This is a genomic window from Saccharopolyspora montiporae (assembly GCF_015209505.1).
Lineage (GTDB): Bacteria > Actinomycetota > Actinomycetes > Mycobacteriales > Pseudonocardiaceae > Saccharopolyspora > Saccharopolyspora montiporae.
Window position 1 is genome coordinate 61,596 of the sequence record NZ_JADEYC010000021.1, and the last position, 18,917, is coordinate 80,512.

General features: G+C 70.6%; 17 protein-coding genes. 9 read left to right on the forward strand and 8 right to left on the reverse strand.

Going from position 1 to position 18,917, the window contains the following annotated elements:
* Positions 1-42: 42 nt before the first annotated feature.
* Both IQ251_RS13555 and IQ251_RS13560 read right to left on the reverse strand, forming a co-directional pair.
* A complete protein-coding gene (locus IQ251_RS13555; protein ID WP_193928918.1) occupies positions 43-1,143 on the reverse strand; it encodes an NAD(P)H-dependent flavin oxidoreductase in 1,101 nt (366 codons plus the stop codon).
* Between the two features lie 46 nt (positions 1,144-1,189).
* Complete coding sequence (locus IQ251_RS13560; protein ID WP_193928919.1) at positions 1,190-2,830, reverse strand: acyl-CoA synthetase; 1,641 nt, start codon at positions 2,828-2,830, stop codon at positions 1,190-1,192.
* Positions 2,831-2,918: 88 nt separating this feature from the next.
* Between IQ251_RS13560 and IQ251_RS13565 the strand changes: the two genes are divergently transcribed.
* A complete protein-coding gene (locus IQ251_RS13565) occupies positions 2,919-3,722 on the forward strand; it encodes a crotonase/enoyl-CoA hydratase family protein (protein ID WP_193928920.1) in 804 nt (267 codons plus the stop codon).
* Positions 3,723-3,779: 57 nt separating this feature from the next.
* Here IQ251_RS13565 and IQ251_RS13570 read toward each other — a convergent pair whose 3' ends face one another.
* On the reverse strand, positions 3,780-5,327 hold the full coding sequence (locus tag IQ251_RS13570; protein ID WP_193928921.1) for an acyl-CoA synthetase: 1,548 nt from the start codon (positions 5,325-5,327) through the stop codon (positions 3,780-3,782).
* Between the two features lie 51 nt (positions 5,328-5,378).
* Entirely contained in the window at positions 5,379-6,452 is a 1,074-nt protein-coding gene (locus tag IQ251_RS13575; RefSeq protein WP_193928922.1) for an LLM class F420-dependent oxidoreductase, read from the reverse strand.
* Positions 6,453-6,545: 93 nt separating this feature from the next.
* On the opposite strand from IQ251_RS13575, the gene IQ251_RS13580 reads away from it, so the two are divergent.
* The 5 genes from IQ251_RS13580 to IQ251_RS13600 are packed head-to-tail and all read left to right on the forward strand — an operon-like array spanning position 6,546 to position 11,096.
* Positions 6,546-7,520: a Zn-ribbon domain-containing OB-fold protein gene (locus tag IQ251_RS13580; RefSeq protein WP_370591397.1), complete on the forward strand. Its 975-nt coding sequence runs from the start codon at positions 6,546-6,548 to the stop codon at positions 7,518-7,520.
* 16 nt (positions 7,521-7,536) lie between these two features.
* On the forward strand, positions 7,537-8,601 hold the full coding sequence (locus IQ251_RS13585; RefSeq protein ID WP_193928924.1) for a thiolase family protein: 1,065 nt from the start codon (positions 7,537-7,539) through the stop codon (positions 8,599-8,601).
* Positions 8,601-9,764, forward strand: coding sequence for a thiolase family protein (locus IQ251_RS13590; protein ID WP_193928925.1), 1,164 nt, complete (start codon positions 8,601-8,603; stop codon positions 9,762-9,764). Before IQ251_RS13585 ends, IQ251_RS13590 begins: the two co-directional genes overlap by 1 nt.
* Positions 9,761-10,627 (forward strand): TIGR03619 family F420-dependent LLM class oxidoreductase, encoded by an 867-nt coding sequence (locus IQ251_RS13595; RefSeq protein WP_193928926.1) that lies wholly within the window; start codon positions 9,761-9,763, stop codon positions 10,625-10,627. The genes IQ251_RS13590 and IQ251_RS13595 overlap by 4 nt, the downstream gene beginning before the upstream one ends.
* A gap of 19 nt (positions 10,628-10,646) precedes the next feature.
* Positions 10,647-11,096 carry a nuclear transport factor 2 family protein gene (locus IQ251_RS13600; protein ID WP_193928927.1) on the forward strand — a complete coding sequence of 150 codons (450 nt, stop codon included), beginning with the start codon at positions 10,647-10,649 and terminating at the stop codon, positions 11,094-11,096.
* Between the two features lie 329 nt (positions 11,097-11,425).
* On the opposite strand, the gene IQ251_RS13605 is transcribed toward IQ251_RS13600, so the two are convergent.
* Entirely contained in the window at positions 11,426-12,652 is a 1,227-nt protein-coding gene (locus IQ251_RS13605) for a cytochrome P450 (RefSeq protein ID WP_193928928.1), read from the reverse strand.
* 435 nt (positions 12,653-13,087) lie between these two features.
* On the opposite strand from IQ251_RS13605, the gene IQ251_RS13610 reads away from it, so the two are divergent.
* The 3 genes from IQ251_RS13610 (at position 13,088) to IQ251_RS13620 (ending at position 15,667) form a co-directional block, all read left to right on the forward strand.
* Positions 13,088-14,269, forward strand: a complete 1,182-nt coding sequence (locus IQ251_RS13610) for a 3-ketosteroid-9-alpha-monooxygenase, oxygenase component (protein WP_193928929.1) — start codon at positions 13,088-13,090, stop codon at positions 14,267-14,269.
* On the forward strand, positions 14,266-14,553 hold the full coding sequence (locus IQ251_RS13615) for a hypothetical protein (RefSeq protein WP_193928930.1): 288 nt from the start codon (positions 14,266-14,268) through the stop codon (positions 14,551-14,553). The genes IQ251_RS13610 and IQ251_RS13615 overlap by 4 nt, the downstream gene beginning before the upstream one ends.
* 430 nt (positions 14,554-14,983) lie before the next feature.
* Complete coding sequence (locus IQ251_RS13620) at positions 14,984-15,667, forward strand: class I SAM-dependent methyltransferase (RefSeq protein ID WP_370591383.1); 684 nt, start codon at positions 14,984-14,986, stop codon at positions 15,665-15,667.
* A 10-nt stretch (positions 15,668-15,677) separates the two neighbouring features.
* Here the strand turns inward: IQ251_RS13620 and IQ251_RS13625 are convergent, their stop codons facing one another.
* The 3 genes from IQ251_RS13625 to IQ251_RS13635 are packed head-to-tail and all read right to left on the reverse strand — an operon-like array spanning position 15,678 to position 18,762.
* Positions 15,678-16,760, reverse strand: a complete 1,083-nt coding sequence (locus IQ251_RS13625; protein ID WP_193928932.1) for a prenyltransferase/squalene oxidase repeat-containing protein — start codon at positions 16,758-16,760, stop codon at positions 15,678-15,680.
* A complete protein-coding gene (locus IQ251_RS13630) occupies positions 16,747-17,469 on the reverse strand; it encodes a class I SAM-dependent methyltransferase (RefSeq protein ID WP_370591398.1) in 723 nt (240 codons plus the stop codon). The genes IQ251_RS13625 and IQ251_RS13630 overlap by 14 nt, the downstream gene beginning before the upstream one ends.
* Before the next feature lie 45 nt (positions 17,470-17,514).
* The gene (locus IQ251_RS13635) at positions 17,515-18,762 is read right to left on the reverse strand and encodes a glycosyltransferase family 4 protein (protein ID WP_193928934.1); all 1,248 of its coding nucleotides are present in this window, start codon (positions 18,760-18,762) and stop codon (positions 17,515-17,517) included.
* Positions 18,763-18,917 lie beyond the last annotated feature (155 nt).

Consider the following 18,917-nt stretch of genomic DNA (forward strand, 5'->3'; position numbering starts at 1 on the left):
ACGCCTCCCGTCCGCGTCGGTGCGGACGGGAGGCGGCCGGGTTCAGCGCAGGCCGTCCAGGCGCTGGAAGGTCCGCTCGGCCTCGCCGAGCAGATCGTCGAAGACCTCGGCGACCGACCGCACCCGGTTCATGGTCCCCACGATCTGGCCGACCGGCATGGACACCACCGACGGGTCGGCCGAGCGCATGATCCGCTCGTGCGCCTCGCCGACCAGGATGTTCTGCAGCGGCATCGGCAGCGGCTCCGGTGCCCCGGGCTGCGCCCAGGCGTCGGTCCACCGGGTCTTGAGCAGCCGGGCGGGTTTGCCGGTGTAGATCCGCGAGCGCACCGTGTCCGACGAGCCCGCCGACAGCAGCGCGCGCTGGGTCGCCGACTCTCCGGTGGTCTTCTGGTACTCGCTGGTCGTCAGCCAGATCGAGCCGGTCCAAGCCCCCTCCGCGCCGAGCGCGAGCGCGGCGGCGAGCTGACGTCCGGAACCGATCCCGCCCGCGGCCAGCACCGGCACCTCGGCGCCGACCTCGGCGGCGATCTCCGGGACCAGCACCATCGTCGCGACCTCACCGGTGTGCCCGCCGGCCTCGTGGCCCTGCGCCACCACGATGTCCACCCCGTTGGCCACGTGCCGCCGCGCGTGCTCGGCCTTGCCCGCCAGGGCCGCCACCTGCACGCCGGCGTCGTGCGCGCGCTCGATCACGTCGGACGGCGGCGAGCCCAGCGCGTTGGCGATCAGCCGCACCGGGTGCCGCAGTGCCACGTCCACGTGCGAGCGCGCCACCGAGTGCAACCAGCCGAGCACCCCGGCGGCCCCGCCCTCTCCGTCGAGCCCCGGCACACCCAGCTCGTCCAGCGTCCGGGAGACGAAATCCCGGTGCTCAGCCGGGATCAGCTCGTCCAGGTCGAGCCCCTCCACTTCCTGGGGCACCTTGGCCGGCATCACCACGTCGACCCCGTAGGGCTTGCCGTCGGTGTTGCGGTCCATCCAGTCCAGCACCGAGTCCAGCTCGTCGGCGTCGTTGAACCGCACGCAACCGAGCACACCGAGCCCGCCCTGCCTGCTGACCGCCGCCGCCACGTGCTCGGAGGGCGTGAACGCCACCACCGGGTGTTCGATGCCCAGTTCCTCGCACAGCCTCGTCCGCATCACTTCCCCGTTCCCGCCGCGCACCAGCGCGGCACGTCGTCGCCGTTCAGGCCGTTCCCGCGCTGCGGGCCCGGTCGAGCACCTCGTCCGGCGGGTGCTCCTCGGTGTGCTCCCGGGCCCAGGTGTAGTCCGGTTTCCCGCTGGGCGAGCGGGTGATCTCCCCGACGACCCACAGGCTGCGCGGCACCTTGTAGCCGGCCACCAGTCCCCGCGCGTGCTCGTCCAGCTCGGCCAGCCCGGGCCGCGCGCCGGGGCGGGGTTGCACGACCGCGGCCACGCGTTGGCCGAACCGCTCGTCGGGCACCCCGACCACGAGGACGTCGAAGACGTCCGGATGGGCCTTGAGCGCGTTCTCCACTTCCTCCGGGAAGACCTTCTCCCCACCGGTGTTGATCGAGACCGAACCGCGCCCGAGCAGCGTGATCGTGGAATCCTCCTCGACCATGGCGTAGTCACCGGGCATCACGTAGCGCTGGCCGTCGATCTGCACGAAGACCTCGGCCGTCTTGTCCGGGTCCTTGTAGTAGCCGAGCGGGACGTGCCCGCTGCGGGCGAGCTTGCCGATCCGGCCGCTGCCCGGTGCGACGCGTTCGCCGTGCTCGTCGATGACCGCGGCCGAGGAATCGGCGTTGACCCGCGGACCCGACGCCGCGGCCGAATCCGCGCTGATCACGCCGATCCCGGAGAAACCGGTCTCCGAGGATCCCACCGAGTCGGTGATGACCACGTTCGGCAGCGCCGCCAGGTACTGCTGCTGCACCGAACGGGAGAACAGCGCCGCGCTGCTGGAAATCGCCACCAGGCAGGACGCGTCGTAGTCGCCCTCGTGGTAGGCCTCGATCAGCGGTCGGGCCATGGCGTCACCCACAATGGCCAGCACGTTGACCCGCTCCTGCTGCACGGCCCGCCACACGTCGTGCGCGTCGAACTGCGGGACGAACACGACCGGGCTGCAGGCGAACAGGTTGCCGAACGTCGCCCACTGCGCGGCGCCGTGGATGAACGGGGCCGCGGGTAATCGCACGAGCCCGCCGCTGTCGGCGCCGGTGCGGGCCTGCTCCCACTCGTCGCGCATCGGCTCACCGGTCATGAAGTCGATGCCGCCGCCGAGCACCCGCCAGACGTCCTCGTGCCGCCACATGACGCCCTTGGGCATACCGGTGGTGCCGCCGGTGTACAGCAGGTAGAGGTCGTCATCGCTGCGCGGACCGAAGTCCCGCTCACCGGAATGGCCGGCCAGCGCCTGCTCGTAGGCGATCCCGCCGTAGCCGTCGAAGTTCTCCTCCGTGCCGTCCTCAACAACGAGAACGTGTTTCAGGTCAGGCAGCTCGGGGAGCACCTCGGCGACGTGCGCGCTGTAGCGCCGCTCGTGCACCAGGGCAGCCAGGTCGGCATTGCCGAAGATGTAGCGCAGCTCGTTGGGAACATAGCGGAAGTTGACGTTGACCGGTACCGCCCGCAGCTTGTACGCGGCCAGCATCGTCTCCAGGGCTTCGATGGAATTGCGGGAATACACGCCGATGTGCGCGCCGCGCCGAATACCGTGCGCGGCCAGGTGATGGGCCAGCCGGTTGGCGCGCTGATCCAGCTGGGCGAAGGTGAGTCGCTCCTCGCCGCAGACCACGGCGAGGCGATCCGGGGTCAGATCGACTGCGTGCTCGAAGAGATCTGCGATGTTGTGTGCCACACCAGAGAAACTAGAACGTGTTATCGTCCCTGGCAAGAACCCGAAAAGCACGCCTTCTTCGAAAAGTCGCCCTCCCGGGAGGTCTCGGATGACAACGACGGTCGACAGCGCGGAGCAGCCGCACTGCTTGGTGGAGCAACGCGGCGCCGTGCTCGTGGTTACGCTCAACCGCCCGGACGCCAAGAACGCGCTGTCCGGACCGATGCTGGCCACGATGCGCGCGGCGTGGGACCAGGTCGACGGCGACGAGTCCATCCGGGCCTGCGTGCTCACCGGAGCGGGCGGGGCGTTCTGCGCCGGCGCCGACCTCAAGGCGATGAACAGCTCGCACCCCGGCGACACCTCGGGCGGATCGGACCTGTCGGTCATCGAACCCCTGCTGAAGGGGCGCAGGTTGACCAAACCGCTCATCGCCGCAGTCGAGGGCCCCGCGGTCGCGGGCGGTACCGAGATCCTGCAGGCCACCGATATCCGCGTCGCCGGGCGCAGCGCGAAGTTCGGGGTATCCGAAGCGCGCTGGGGCCTCTACCCGCTGGGCGGTTCGGCCGTGCGGCTGCCGCGGCAGATCCCGTACGCGGTGGCCGCGGAGATCCTGCTGACCGGCCGGCACGTCACCGCTGCCGAGGCCAAGGAGATCGGGCTGATCGGGCGCGTCGTCGAGGACGGCCAGGCGCTGGACACGGCGCTGGAGCTGGCCGAGCTGGTGGCCGCCAACGGACCCGTGGCGGTGCGCGCGATGCTGCGCACGATCCGGGACACCGAGGGCATGCACGAGGAGGAGGCGTTCGCGCTGGACGCGCGCACCGGCATGGAGGTCTTCGGCAGCGAGGACGCCCGGGAGGGACCGCGCGCCTTCGCCGCCAAGCGCACCCCGGAGTTCCGCGGCCGCTGACACCGGGAGTCCGCCGCACCCCGAGCCCGCCGCGGCTCGGGGTGCGGCATTCCCGGCTCAGATATCGGCCGACCGATCGGCCCAGTACGGGTCACGCAGCCTGCGCTTGTAGAGCTTGCCGTTGGGATCGCGGGGCAGTTCGTCCACGAAGTCGACGCTGCGCGGGACCTTGAACTTGGCCAGCCGCTCGCGCGCGAATTCCAGGAGGTCCTCGGCCAACCCGGACCCCGCGGGAGGGCGAGCGGGCTGCACCACGGCTTTCACCTGCTCGCCCCAGTCGTCGTGCGGCACGCCGAACACGGCCACATCGGCGACCTCCGGGTGTACCGCGAGCACGTTCTCCACCTCGGCCGGGTAGATGTTCACCCCGCCGGAGATGATCATGTCGCTCTTGCGGTCGCGCAGGAACAGGTAGCCGTCCTCGTCCAGGTAACCGACGTCGCCGATGGTGAACAGGTCGCCCGCGCGGGATTCGCTGGTCTTGCGCTCGTCACCGTGGTACTCGAAGCTCGACCCGCCCATCCGCAGGTAGACCGTGCCGATCTCGCCGGCGGGCAGCTCGTTCTTGTCGTCGTCGAGGACCTTCACCGTCGCACCCGGCCACGCCGTGCCCACCGAACCCGGCTTGCGCAGCCACTCCTCCGCGCCGATCGAGGTGCCACCGCCCTCGGTGGCCGCGTAGTACTCGACCACCACCGGGCCCCACCAGTCGAGCATGGCGCGCTTGACCTCGGGCGGGCACGGCGCGGCCCCGTGGATGGCCGCGCGCATCGAGGAGACGTCGTAGCGCCCGCGGACCTCCTCGTCCAGAGCGAGCAGCCTGCGGAACTGCGTGGGGACCATGTGCGTGTGCGTCACCCGGTGCTTCTCGATCAGCCGCAGCATCTCCTCCGGCTCCCACTTGTCCATCAGCACCGCGGTGTGTCCGAATTGGATGGAGTGGCTCACGAAGTTCAGCACGGCGGTGTGGTAGAGCGGCGACCCGCACAGGTGCACGTGCCCGTCGAAGGGCTCCAGCCCGAAGATCCCGAAGAACCACCGCGCCGCGGCAGGGACTTCGTCCGGATCGCCCCCGCTCAGCGGGCGGCGCACTCCCTTGGGCTTGCCGGTCGTGCCGGACGTGTACAGCATCGGCGATCCCGTGGTGCGCACGTCGGGCCTGCCCGCGGGTTCGTCGGCGCCGAGCTCGTCCAGCGGGCGGAAACCGGCCACCTCACCGACCGAGAACCGCGCGGCGGGCGCGATCCCGGCCTGCTCGGCGGCCTGCTGGGCGGTATCGGCGAACCGCTCGTGCGCGATGAACACCGCCGCCCGGCTGTCCCCGATGATGTAGGCGATCTCATCGGCCACCAGGTGCCAGTTCACCGTCACCACGTACAGACCGGTCTGCATCGCGGCGAAGTAGCACGCGAGCAGGTCGATCCCGTTGGGCAGCTGCACGACGATGCTGTCGCCGGGGCGCAACCCGGCGCTCTGCAGTCCGCGCCCGTAGCGGTCGGCGCGGGCTGCCAGGGTGGCGTAATCGACCTGCGCGCCGTCCGGGTCGACGACGGCGGTGCGGTCCGGATCCTGCTCGGCGATCTTCCAGAGACCGGTGTCGGGCACGGGGCCGCTCCTCTCGCTCGTTCGGTTCGCAAGAACCTGTTCCAGTCGTGCTCAACCCCTCAGGGCCTGCTCGTTGTCCGCAGCGCTTCCCAGGTGCAGCGCGGACGAGATCGTGGCGACCTGCTCCGGGTCCCGGCAGCCCACGAGCAGCGTGTCCACCCCCGCCCGCTCCCATTCCGCGACCCGCGACCGCACGTGCTCGGCGTCGCCGATGATCGCGATGTCGTCGACCAGCTCGTCCGGAACTGCGGCCGTGGCGCGGTCGCGCTCCCCCGCGGCGAACAGCCGGGAGATGTCCTCGACCGCGTCCGGGTACCCCATGCGGCGGAACAGCTCGGCGTGGAAGTTCATGCCGGGCGCGCCCATCCCGCCGATGTAGAGCGCCAGCGAGGGTTTCAACCGCGCACGCTCGGCCGCGGGATCGTCGGTGACGACGACCTGGGCGCCCGCGGCGACTTCGAACTCCTCCCGCGTGCGGCGCGCGCCGGGGCGGGCGAATCCCTCGGCGAGCCAGTCCGCGTAGGTGCCGGCGACCTTCGGCGAGAAGTAGACCGCGATCCACCCGTCGGCGATCTCCGCGGTCTGCGCGACGTTGCGCGGCCCCTCCGCACCCAGCCAGATGGGCAGATCCGCGCGCAGCGGATGCGTGATCGGCTTGAGCGGTTTGCCCAGACCGGTGGATCCCGGCCCGTCGTAGGGCAGCGGGTGGTGCGGCCCCGCGGCGCGCACCGGCGCTTCCCTGGCCAGCACCTGACGGACCACGGCGACGTACTCCCGCGTGCGGGCGAGGGGTTTGGCGAACGGGGCGCCGTACCAGCCCTCGACCACCTGCGGGCCGGACACCCCCAGCCCGAGCACGCACCGGCCGCCGGAGAGGTGGTCCAGGGTCAGCGCGTGCATCGCGCAGGACGCGGGTGATCGCGCGGACAGCTGCGCGACCGACGTGCCCAGCCGTACGCGGGACGTGCGCGAACCCCACCAGGACAGCGGGGTGAACGCATCCGATCCCCAGGATTCGGCGGCGAAAACGGAGTCGAAACCCCGTTCTTCCGCGGCGTCGACGATCTCCGCGGTCCCCTCCGGCGGGCCGGCGCCCCAGTAGCCGAGCTGCAGGCCGATCTTCATCAGCGGACCTCCGTGGGCTTCGGGTTCTGCGCCCCATCCTGCACGGATCTTGCCGGGAAATCGAGAACATGTTTCACTCGATTCGTGACCGAGATCTCGGAACCGCTCAGCGCCCCCCTGGACATCGGCTTCGACTACACGCGCTCGCTGGGACCGGTGCTGAGCCGGTTCGCCACCGGGCTGCGCGAAGGCCGCATCCTCGGCATCCGCGGCAGCGACGGGCGGGTGCACGTACCACCCGCGGAGTTCGACCCGAAAACCGCCGAGCGCCTGGACGATTTCGTCCAGGTCTCCACGACCGGAACGGTCGTCACCTGGAGCTGGATGCCGGAACCCGCTGCCGGGCAACCGCTTTCCCACCCCTTCGGCTGGGCGCTGATCCGCCTCGACGGTGCGGACACGCCGATGCTGCACGCGGTGGACGCGGGGGCTCCCGAGCGGATGAGCACCGGGATGCGGGTCCGGGTGCGCTGGGCGGCAGAGCGCGGGAACGGCATCCGGGACATCGAGTGCTTCGAGCCCGCCTCCGACACCGAGCAGCCGTCGCCGCAGCCCGACGGGGACGCGGACGGGTCCGCCGAGTCGGAACCGGTCGGCTCCATCATCGCGCCCGTGCACCTGAGCTACCAGCACTCCGCATCCCCGGAGGAGAGCCGCTACCTGCGCGCCCTGCGCGAGGGACGGCTCGTCGGCCAGCGCTGCCCGGTGTGCCGGAAGGTCTACATCCCACCGCGCGGGGCCTGCCCGACCGACGGCGTGCCGACCGACGAGGAGGTCGAGCTCGCCGACACCGGGACGGTGACCACGTTCTGCATCGTCAACGTGCCGTTCCTCGGCCAACGCATCCAGCCGCCCTACGTCTCGGCCTACGTGCTGCTGGACGGGGCCGACATCCCGTTCCTGCACCTGGTGCTGGGCTGCAATGCCGACGAGGTGCGGATGGGCATGCGGGTCCGCGGGGTCTGGAAGCCCCGGGACGAGTGGGAGCACACGCTGCAGAACATCGACCACTTCGAGCCGAGCGGTGAACCGGACGCACCGTTCGAAAGCTACGCACAGCACCTGTGAACCGGACGGAGTTGCCGTGACCGACGTTGCCGTAGTGGGTTTCGCCCAGGCACCGAACGTGCGCGAGACCCAGGGCACCACGAACGGTGTCGAGATGTTGGTACCCCTGCTCCAGGAGGTCTTCACCGAGACGGGGTTGACCAAGGAGGACATTGGTTTCTGGTGCTCGGGGTCCTCGGATTACCTGGCCGGGCGGGCGTTCTCGTTCATCGCCGCGGTCGATGCTCTCGGCGCGTCCCCGCCGATCAACGAATCACACGTGGAGATGGACGCCGCGTGGGCGCTCTACGAGGCGTGGCTGAAGATCCGGACCGGCGAGGTGGACACGGCGCTCGTCTACGGCTTCGGCAAGTCCTCGGCCGGCGATCTGCGCCGGACGCTGGCCCTGCAGCTCGACCCCTACTCGCTGGCACCGCTGTGGCCGGATTCGGTGAGCATCGCCGGATTGCAGGCACGCACCGGCCTGGACAGCGGTCGCTGGACCGAGCGCGACATGGCCGAGGTCGTGGCCCGCAGCCGCGCGAACGCCGCGGGCCGGCCCCGCGCGCAGCTGTCCGGCGAGGTGTCGGCGAGCGACCTGCTCGACGAGCCCTACCTGGCCGATCCGCTGCGCAAGCACGACTGCGCCCCGATCACCGACGGTGCTTCGGTCGTGGTCCTGGCCGCGGGCGACCGGGCCCGCGACATCCACGCGGCCCCCGCGTGGATCAGCGGGATCGAGCACCGGATCGAGAGCGGCCAGCTCGGTGCGCGAGACCTCGACCGATCCCCGTCCACGCGCTCCGCCGCCCACGCGGCCGGCACCGACGGGGTCACCACTGCCGAGCTGCACGCACCGTTCAGCCACCAGGAAATCCTGCTGCGCGAGGAGATCGGGCTCGGTCCCGACGTGCGGGTCAATCCCTCCGGCGGCGCGCTGGCGGGCAATCCGATGTTCTCCGCGGGCCTGTCCCGCATCGGCGCGGCCGCGCGCCGGGTCATGGACGGCCAGGACGAGCGGGTGCTGGCGCACGCCACGAGCGGCCCTGCGCTGCAGCAGAACCTGGTGTGCGTGCTCGACAGCGCAGCGAGGAGGAACTGATGGGCAAGCAGCTGGCCGCGGTGGTCGGCACCGGGCAGACCCGGCACACCAGCAAGCGCAAGGACGTCTCGATGGCCGGCCTGTGCCGGGAGGCGGTCGATGAGGCGCTGGCCGACTCCGGGTTGGACTGGCCGGACATCGACGCCGTCGTGCTGGGCAAGGCGCCCGACCTGTTCGAGGGCGTCATGATGCCGGAGCTCTACCTGGCCGATGCCCTCGGCGCCACCGGGAAGCCGCTGCTGCGGGTGCACACCGCCGGTTCCGTCGGCGGATCCACCGGCAACGTCGCGGCGAGCCTGGTGCAGAGCGGCGCGCACAAGCGGGTGCTGGCCGTGGCGTTCGAGAAGCAATCCGAGTCGAACGCGATGTGGGCGCTGTCCATCCTGCCACCGTTCAGCATGCCGGTCGGCGCGGGCGCGGGCGGCTACTTCGCCCCGCACGTCCGGTCCTACATCCGCCGTTCCGGAGCGCCCGACCACATCGGCGCCGTGGTGGCGGCCAAGGACCGGCGGAACGGGTCGCGCAACCCGTACGCGCACCTGCAGCAACCGGACATCACGGTGGATTCGGTGCTGGCCTCGCAGATGCTGTGGGACCCGATCCGCTACGACGAGACCTGCCCGTCCTCGGACGGGGCGTGCGCGGTGGTCATCGGCGACGAGAGCACCGCCGCCGGACGCCCGGCGGCCTGGATCCACGCCACGGCCATGCGCACCGAACCGACCACCTTCGCCGGCCGGGACCAGGTCGATCCGCAGGCCGGACGGGACGCGGCAGCGCGGCTCTGGCGCGAAGCGGGCATCACCGATCCACTGTCCGATGTGGACGTCGCCGAGATCTACGTGCCGTTCTCCTGGTTCGAACCGATGTGGCTGGAGAACCTCGGGTTCACGGCCGAGGGCGGCGGCTGGAAGCTCACCGATGCCGGCGAGACCGGCCCCGATGGGCGACTTCCGGTGAACCCGTCGGGCGGCGTGCTCTCGTCGAACCCGATCGGCGCCTCCGGCCTGCTGCGGTTCGCCGAGGCGGCGATGCAAGTCAGCGGCAAGGCCGGCGACCACCAGGTCGACGGTGCGCGCACCGCCCTCGGACACGCCTACGGCGGCGGCTCGCAGTACTTCAGCATGTGGGTCGTGGGCTCGAATCGACCGGAGGAACGATGAAGTTCACGCTGTCCCTGGCCATGTGTCCGCTCACCGAGCTCACCGAGCTCACCCGCACCGCGGAGGAGTGCGGGTTCTCGTCGGTGGCCCTGCCGGACTCGCTGTTCTACTCCGAACACGTCTCGGCCGATTACCCCTACACCGCCGACGGTTCGCGCATGTGGGACGCGGACACCCCGTGGGCGGACCCGCTGGTGACGACCGCCGCACTGGGTGCGGCCACCGAACGGATCCGGTTCTACACCTCGGTACTCAAGCTCGGTCCGCGCAATCCGGTGCTGCTCGCCCGCCAGCTCGCCTCGGTCGCCGTGCTCACCGGCGACCGGTTCGGGCTCGGCGTCGGCGTGGGGTGGGCCCCGGAGGAGTTCGAGTGGTGCGGCGCTCCGTTCGAGCGGCGCGGCGCCCGGGTCGACGAGTCCATCGAGATCATCCGCCGGATTCTGCGCGGCGGGATGGTCGAATACCATGGCGAGCACTTCGATTTCGGCAAGCTGCAGATGAGTCCGGCCCCGGATCGCGCGATGCCGATCTACGTGGGCGGGCACAGCAAGCCCGCCCTGCGCCGCGCGGCGCGGGTCGGCGACGGCTGGGCCTCGGCCATGATGGGCATCGACGAACTGCGCAGCACGATCGGCACGCTCAGCGAACTACGCCGCGAATACGGCAACACCGGGCCGTTCGAGATCCAGGCGGTCTGCGTGGACCGGTTCGGACGGGACGGCTACCGCGAGCAGGCCGACATCGGCGTCACGGACGCGATCACGGTGCCGTGGATGCTGGAGGGATACGGTTTCCACGCGCCGCTGCGCGACAAGCAGGACAGCATCCGACGGTTCGCCGACGAGGTCGTCTCGGCGTTCTGAGCGCTCCGGGAGGGAGATCATGGCCGACGAGGACGGAATTTTCTGGTCGGCGACCGAGGAACCGCATCCGGCCCGCGATCTGTCGCGGGCCTCGATGCGCGCGGTCGCCCGTGGGGACAAGCAGGCGTGGGTGGCGCTGTTCGCCGAGGACGGGTTCGTCGCCGACCCGGTCGGACCGTCGATGTTCGATCCGGAAGGGCACGGCCACCACGGGCGCACGGCCATCGCCGCGTTCTGGGACACGGCCATCGCCCAGGCCGAGCGCATCGAGTTCCACATCGCCGATTCCTTCGCCGCGGGCGATGAATCGGCCAATGTCGGCCTGATCCGCACGTTCCTCGGCGACGGCAGCTGCATGGACGCCGAGGGTGTGTTCGTCTACCGCTCGGCGGGCGGCGGCCTGCTGCACTCCATGCGGGCTTTCTGGGAGGTAGACCGCGCCATGGCCACCCTGCGCCAGGCGGACTGAACACACACGCAATGCGGCCGCCCACTGGTTCCCACCGGTGGGCGGCCGTATTGCGTGTGCGACGGGTATTCCCGCAACCCGCACGCACGGGTGCGGCGACCACCAGCAGTGGCCGCCGCATCCATGGAAAACCCGCTCAGCTAGGACTTTTCCCAAGCGGCGAAAGCCGCTTCCACCCCACCGATCAACCGGCACCGCCGCGGGTTCTCAGCGGTGCGGGCGAGGGCAGCCCCGACGTGGCGTAGGACGCCACTCGTTGTCGTGATCCCGCAGCCCGCGCACCGCTGAGGTTTCGCTCCTGGCACTACCCAGAGAACGGCCCGCGCTGCTCAGGCATACCGGACCTGGAATTCCTTGATCCCGTTGAGCCATCCGGAGCGCAGCCGGCGTGGTTCGGCGGCCTTGCTGATGTCGGGCATCTGGTCGGCGATCGCGTTGAAGATGAGGTCGATCTCCAGGCGCGCGAGGTTGGCACCCAGGCAGAAGTGCGCGCCGGTGCCGCCGAAGCCGACGTGCGGGTTCGGATCACGGGTGATATCGAACTTGTCCGGTTCATCGAAGACGTCCGGGTCGAAGTTGGCCGAGCTGTAGAACATGCCGACCCGGTCGCCCTCGCTGATGTGCACACCGCCGAGTTCGGTGTCGGCCAGCGCGGTGCGCTGGAAGGCGATCACCGGAGTGGACCAGCGCACAATCTCGTCGGCGGTGGTCGAGGGGCGCTGCTGCTTGTAGAGCTCCCACTGGTCCGGGTGCTCCAGGAACGCGTGCATTCCGTGCGTGATGGCGTTGCGCGTCGTCTCGTTGCCGGCCACGGCCAGCAGGATCACGAAGAAGCCGAATTCGTCGGAGGAGAGCCCATTGCCGTCCACGTCGGCTTGGATGAGCTTGGTGGCGATGTCGTCCATCGGGCACTTGCTGCGCTCTTCGGCCATGTTGGTGAAGTAGGAGAGGATCTCCGTGGCCGCCGTCTCCGGCTGGACGTCGTACTCCGGGTCGTCGTAGCCGATCATCTGGTTCGACCAGTCGAAGATGTCCCGGCGGTGCTCCTGCGGGATGCCGATCAGTTCCGCGATGGCCTGCAGCGGGAGTTCGCAGGCGATGTCGGTGACGAAGTCACCGCTGCCGGAGGACCGGGCATCGGCGACGATCTGCGCGGCGCGGTCGCGCAGCGCCGCCTCCAGGCTGTTGATCGCCCGCGGGGTGAACCCCCGCTGCACGATCTTGCGGAGCTTGGTGTGCTGCGGTGGGTCGATGTTGAGCAGGATGAACCGCTGCAGCTCGATCTGGTCGCGGGTCATGTCCGCCGTGAACCGGGTGATCGCCGTGTTCTGCCAAGACGAGAAGATGTCGGTCCGCTTGGAGATCTCCTTGACGTCGGCGTGCTTGCTCGCGACCCACAAGCCTTCGTCGTCGAAGCCCGCGCACCGGTTGGGTTGGGCGTTCCACCACACCGGTGCGGTGCGGCGCAGTTCGGCGAACTCGTGCAGCGGAAGCCGTTCGGCAAGCAAATCTGGATCGGTGAAGTCGAAGCCTTCCGGAACGCTCGGTGCTACCACGGCTACCTCCTGATCGACCGCGCGACCACAATTAGGTGGAACTTGTTCTATCCATGCCTCGGCCATGGTGGGCGGCAACGGCAGCGCGTTCGCGGCCCCGGCGCCTGCCGGCCAGGCGGAGTAGCCTGCCGAAACCGCAGGCATCACGAGAAAAGCACACCTCGTATGCCGCAGTAAACCCCTGTAACAGCGCTATCGGCCGAGTGGCCACACCGGCCTCCTGGTGCAGCGCGGTGCGCTCCGGTGCAGCACGCGAGGCATCGAGAACTCGTTCTCGATCTTCCGGGGTGCGGCGCAGATGAAGAACAGGTTCTCGATGGCGAATCGCGTACTTCGCACGGGGTGTGGCGCACAAGGGCCTGCAATCTATAACATGTTCCACTAGAATCGAGGGGCGGTGACACCCCCGAGGATCGCGAGCGCGGAGGGATCCAGATGACGGCGGCAGCCAACGAGCACGACGAGGTCCGCACGATCGACGTCGGTACTCCACCGACCAGGTTCGCCCGCGGCTGGCACTGCCTGGGCCTGGCCGAAACCTTCCGGGACGGCAAGCCGCACGCGGTGACCGCGTTCGACACGAAACTCGTGGTCTTCCAGGGCGAGGACGGCGGGCTCAACGTGCTCGACGCCTACTGCAGGCACATGGGCGGCGATCTCAGCCAGGGCACGGTCAAGGGCGATTCGGTGGCCTGCCCGTTCCACGACTGGCGCTGGGGCGGGGACGGCAAGTGCACCTCCATCCCCTACACCCGGCGCGTGCCACCGCGCGCCCGCACCCGCGCCTGGCCGGTGCTGGAGCGCAACAAGCAGCTGTTCGTGTGGAACGACCCGGAAGGCAAGCCGCCGCCGGACGACGTCACGATCCCGCACCTGCCGGAGGTCGACTCCGACGAGTGGAGCAACTGGACGTGGGACAGCGTGCTCATCGAAGGGTCCAACTGCCGCGAGATCATCGACAACGTCGTGGACATGGCGCACTTCTTCTACATCCACTTCGCGTTCCCGACGTACTTCAAGAACGTCTTCGAAGGCCACATCGCCACCCAATACCTCAACACCAAGGGCAGGCCGGACGTCGACGGCTCCAGCGGCAACTACGCGGGCGATGACAGCAAGTTGGAATCGGTCGCCTCCTACTACGGCCCCTCCTACATGATCGACTGGCTGTACAACGACTACAAGGGCACGGTCATCGAGACGATCCTGATCAACTGCCACTACCCCGTCTCGGCCAACTCGTTCGTCCTGCAGTGGGGCGTCTTGGCCAAGAAGCTGCCCGGCCTGTCCGACGAGCAAGCCGACAAGCTCGCCGCCAAGTTCGCCGAAGGCACCGGGGCAGGCTTCCTGCAGGACGTGGAGATCTGGCGGAACAAGACGCGCATCGACAATCCGCTGCTGTGCCAGGACGACGGACCGGTCTACCAGCTGCGCCGCTGGTACGAGCAGTTCTACGTCGACGCAGACGAGGTGTCCGACGACATGGTGGCGCGCTTCGAGTTCGAAGTGGACACCACGCGCGCCAACGAGGCCTGGGAGCGCGAAGTGCAGGAGAACCTGGCGGCCGCGCAAGAGGCGGCCGCGGACGCCGGCGACCCCGCAGAGGCGGCGCGGTGAGCGGCTGGGCGAAGGCACCGGACCTCGCCGACCGGCCCGCCGAGCGGGACCGGGTGCGCAGGCGCACCGCCGCGGACCGCGAGGAGCAGCTCACCGGCGGTCTGCGGCCGGTGGAATGCACGACGTGCGGGGCCCGGGTCCTCGCGCGCAAGAACAGCCCGCAGCACACCAGCATCCAGTGGACCGGCGATGCCGCGGCGCGGTGCCCGGAACTGACCGGGACCGCGGGCGGCTCCTGCGCGGCGCTGCGGGCCCGGATCGATACCGCGGTGGATCCCGGCTGAACCACCGCCCCCGTACGGCGGGTGTGCCGGGGACCCGGCCGTTCGGCACACTTGATCTTCGTGCCGAACCCCGACGACCGGCCGCCGAGACGGACACCGCAGCGCTCGGCGGCCGTCAGCGCCCGGCAGCGCCCGGATCTCCCCTGCGACCGCGCCCGCTCCGATGTCCGCCCGGCTGCCCGGGCGGCACGGGCCCCGCGCACCTGCGCCCCCGCGCCCGGCCGCCCGCCGCGGGACCGCATCCCGCGGATGGACGAGTGCCCGTTCGGTGGGGATCACGCGCCGATCCCGCGCCAAGACGGCGCGGGCATGGTCTGCCTCAAGTGCGGCAACACCTGCTGAGCGGCTACTGCAACGGGTTCTACGGGAACGGTCCGGTTCAGCAGGTAGTCTTCCGCCGGAACGCGCATCGCACGGCGAGGAGGACACAGTGACCCGGGGACCGGCAGTCGAGCACGCCCAGCACCCACCGCTGCCCCCGGAGCTGGCCGCGGCCGCCGAGGCCGCGACCGGGTTCATGCCGCCGCACGAGGGGCGCGCGCTGCACGCGGCGGCGCTGCAGCACCTCGGAACCGGGGTGGCCGCGGAGATCGGCACGTACTGCGGGAAGTCGACGATCTACCTCGCCGCCGCGTCGCGGGTGACCGGTGGTCGGGTGGTGACCGTCGACCACCACCGCGGGTCGGAGGAGCACCAACCGGGCTGGGAGTACCACGATCCGCAGCTGGTCGACCCCGCGGCGGGCCGGCTGGACACGCTCGGCCGCTTCCGCGCCACGATCGCGGCGGCGGGCCTGGAGGACGAGGTCACTGCCATCGTCGGCCGCTCGCGGGAGGTCGGCCGCATGTGGGGGCAGCCGCTGTCCCTGCTGTTCATCGACGGCGGGCACACCGACGACGCGGCGGCCGCCGACTACGAGGCGTGGGCGCACTGGGTCGCGCCGGGCGGCGCGCTGGTGATCCACGACGTCTTCCCGGATCCCGCAGACGGCGGCCAGGCCCCGTACCGCATCTACTGCCGCGCGCTGGACACCGGCGCGTTCACCGAGACCGCGGTGACCGGCTCGCTGCGCGTGCTGCGCCGCACCACCGGCAGCGCGGGATCGCTGCCCTGACGCCGACCCGTCAGCCGCGCGAGGTGTTCTGCAGCGTGCAGCAGCGCCCACCGGTCACCGGCATCCCCGCAGGCAGATCGCGGCCCCGGAAGATGCCGTTGGCCGCGGTGGTCCGGCTCAGCGCGTCGGCGGCGAGCACCACGGCTCCGGCGGTCCAGGTCGAGCACTCCTCCGGCCAGCGCTTGCCGTCGGCGTAGACGTACCCGGTCCAGTACGAACCGTCCGGATCGCGCAGGTGCTGCATGGCGGCCAGCAGCTCGGCGGCCGGGCCGTCCGCGCCGATCGCGTCCAGGCTCAGCACCAGCTCGCAGGTCTCGGCGCCGGTGACCCAGGGGTGGTCGTCCACGCAGCGCGCGCCCAGGCCGTCGACTACGAAATCGTCCCAGCGCTGCGCGATGCGCTGCTCGGCGGGCGCGCCGCGCAGCGCACCGCCGAGCACCGGGTAATACCAGTCCATCGAATAACGGGACTTCTCGGTGAACGCCTCCGGGTGCGTCTGCAGCACGTGCGCGAGCTTGCCCAGCGCGATCTCCCAGCCCGGCTGCGGCGAACCCACCCGGTCGGCCAGCGCCAGCGCGCACCGCAGGCCGTGGTGGATGCTGGAGCAGCCGGACAGCAGCGCCTCGCCCGCCGGATCGCCGAACGCGTTGACCGCCCAGTCGATCTCGCCCCGCTCGCGCTGCGCGGTGAGCACGAAGTCCACCGCCGCGCGCACCATCGGCCACATCCGCGCGGCGAACGCGTCGTCCCCGGTGAGCAGCACGTGGTGCCAGACGCCCACCGCCGGGTAGGCGCAGAAGTTGGTGTCGGCGGCGGCATCCTCCACCACCCCGTCGCGCACCTGCAGCGGCCAAGAACCGTCGGCGCGCTGGGTGGTGCGCAGCCATTCGTAGGCGCGAGCGGCGTCGTCGGCGAGGCCTGCCACGGCCATCGCCATCGCCGACTCGACGTGGTCCCAGGGGTCCACGTGCCCGCCCGGGAACCACGGGATCGCGCCGGATTCCTGCTGCACCGCGGCGATGGACCGACCGGTGCGGGCGATGTCCTCGGCACGGAGCACGCCCGGCAGGGCCGGCAGGTCAGCCCGCGGCACTGGCGGCTCCCGGCTTGCCCAGGTACACGGCCAGGCTCTTGCCGATCACCGGGTCGAGCAGCCGCTCGGCGGTGCGGGTGATCCACGGCCGCTGCATCAGGTCCCACACCAAGAACCGGTGGTAGAGCTTCGGCAGCGGGTGGCCGTCGTTCTCGGTGCCCACCGCGCACTTGATCCACCAGTACGGCGCGTGCAGCGCGTGCGCGTGGTGGTGGAACGCCGGGCGCAGCCCGGAATCGGCGAGCTTGCCGATGAGTTCGCCCGCGGTGTAGATGCGCACGTGGCCGCCCTCGACCTCGTGGTACTCGTCGGACAGCGCCCAGCAGACCCGTTCCGGCCCGTAGCGCGGCACCGTCACCACCACCCGGCCGCCGGGGCGCACCACGCGGACCAGCTCGTCCATCGCCGCGGTGTCGTCCGGGATGTGCTCCATGATCTCGGAGGCGATCGCGCAGTCGAAGTGCCCGTCCGGGAACGGCAGCGCCAGCGCGTCACCGACGACCGCCTGCGCCTGCGCCCCGTCCGGGACGTGGCCCTCGGCCTTCATCGCCGCGAACATCTCGTCGACCTGCTCCAGCTCGGCGGCGTCCTGGTCGTAGGCCACCACGTCGGCCCCGCGCCGGTACAGCTCGAAGGAGTGCCGCCCGGCACCCGCGCCCAGGTCCAGCACCCGCTGTCCGGGGCGCACCCCCAGCTTGTCGAAATCCACCGTCAGCAACGCGTCAGTCCTCCTCGGGTTCTCGAAATGCGGCGCTCACCGGCGCGCGCGGGCGTACGAGGTCCGCTCGACGGCCTCGGCGTAGCAGTCGACCGTGGCCGCGGCCACCGACTTCCAGCTGTACTTCTCCAGCACCCGCTGCCGGCCGGCCTCGCCGAGCTGCCGCCTGCGCCGCGGGGACTCCAGCAGGCCGGCCAGGCCCGCCGCGAGGGCCTCGGGATCGCCGGGGGTGACCAGGTCGGCGCACAAGCCGTCGGGTCCGGCGACCTCCGGGATCGCCCCGGCCCTGCTGGCCACCAGCGGGGTCGCGCAGGACATGGCCTCCACGGTGGGTAACGAGAAGCCCTCGTACAGCGAGGGAACACAAGCGACCTCGGCCGAACCGAAAAGGTCGGCGAGCTCGGCGTCACCGATCCCGCTGACGGTGCGCACCACATCGCCTATGGCCAGTTCGTCGATGAGCTGCTCGGTGGGTCCGCCGGGAATGGGTTTGGCGACCAGCACCAGCTCCACCGCGCGCTCGGTGCGCAGCTTGGCCACGGCTTCCAACAGCGGCCCGATCCCCTTCATCGGGGTGTCCGCGCTGGCCATGGCCACGATTCGGCCCGGGACGCGGGGTTGTTGCGGCGGGCGGAAGACGTCGGCGTCCACACCGAGCGGGACGACCTGCAGCTGGTCACGGGCGACGGCGAAGTCACGGCTGATGTCGCCGGCCGAGGATTCGGACACGGTCAGCAGCTGCGGGATCCGCCGCGCCACCCTGGCCTGCATCTTCACGAACCCGTACCAGCGCCGCAGGCCGATGCGCCGCCATCCCCGCGCGTTGGCCAGGTCCACCCGGCGGTCGTGGCTGATCGGGTGGTGCACGGTGGCCACCAGCGGCATCCCGGAGCGCTGCACCGACAGCAGGCCGTAACCGAGGCACTGGTTGTCGTGCACCACGTCGAACTCGTGCGCGCGAGCGCGCAGCAGCCGCGCGGCGCGCAGGCTGAACGTGAGCGGCTCGGGGAAGCCCGCGCTCCACATCCCGCCGACTTCCAGCAGGTCGATCCCGTCGCGGATCTCCCGCGGGCGCGGGGTGCGGAACGGGTTGGGCTCCGCGTAGAGGTCCAGGCTCGGCACCGGCGTCAGCGCCACACCAGCGTCGAGCTGGGGGTACGGCTGCCCGGAAAGCACCTCGACGTGGTGGCCGAGCTCGGCGAGGCCGCGGCTGAGGTGGCGGACGTACACGCCCTGGCCGCCGGAGTGCGGCTTACTGCGGTACGACAGCAGCGCGATTCGCACGATTCACCTCACACCGCTTCGAGTCGACCGGCTCGGTAGACTGGAACATGTTTCGATCGGACCACGTCGATCACCTTAACCCGTCGGGGTGGTCGACCGAGGTACCGAGTGGCGACGAACACGGAGCACGACCGATTACTGAGGGGACCGACTCG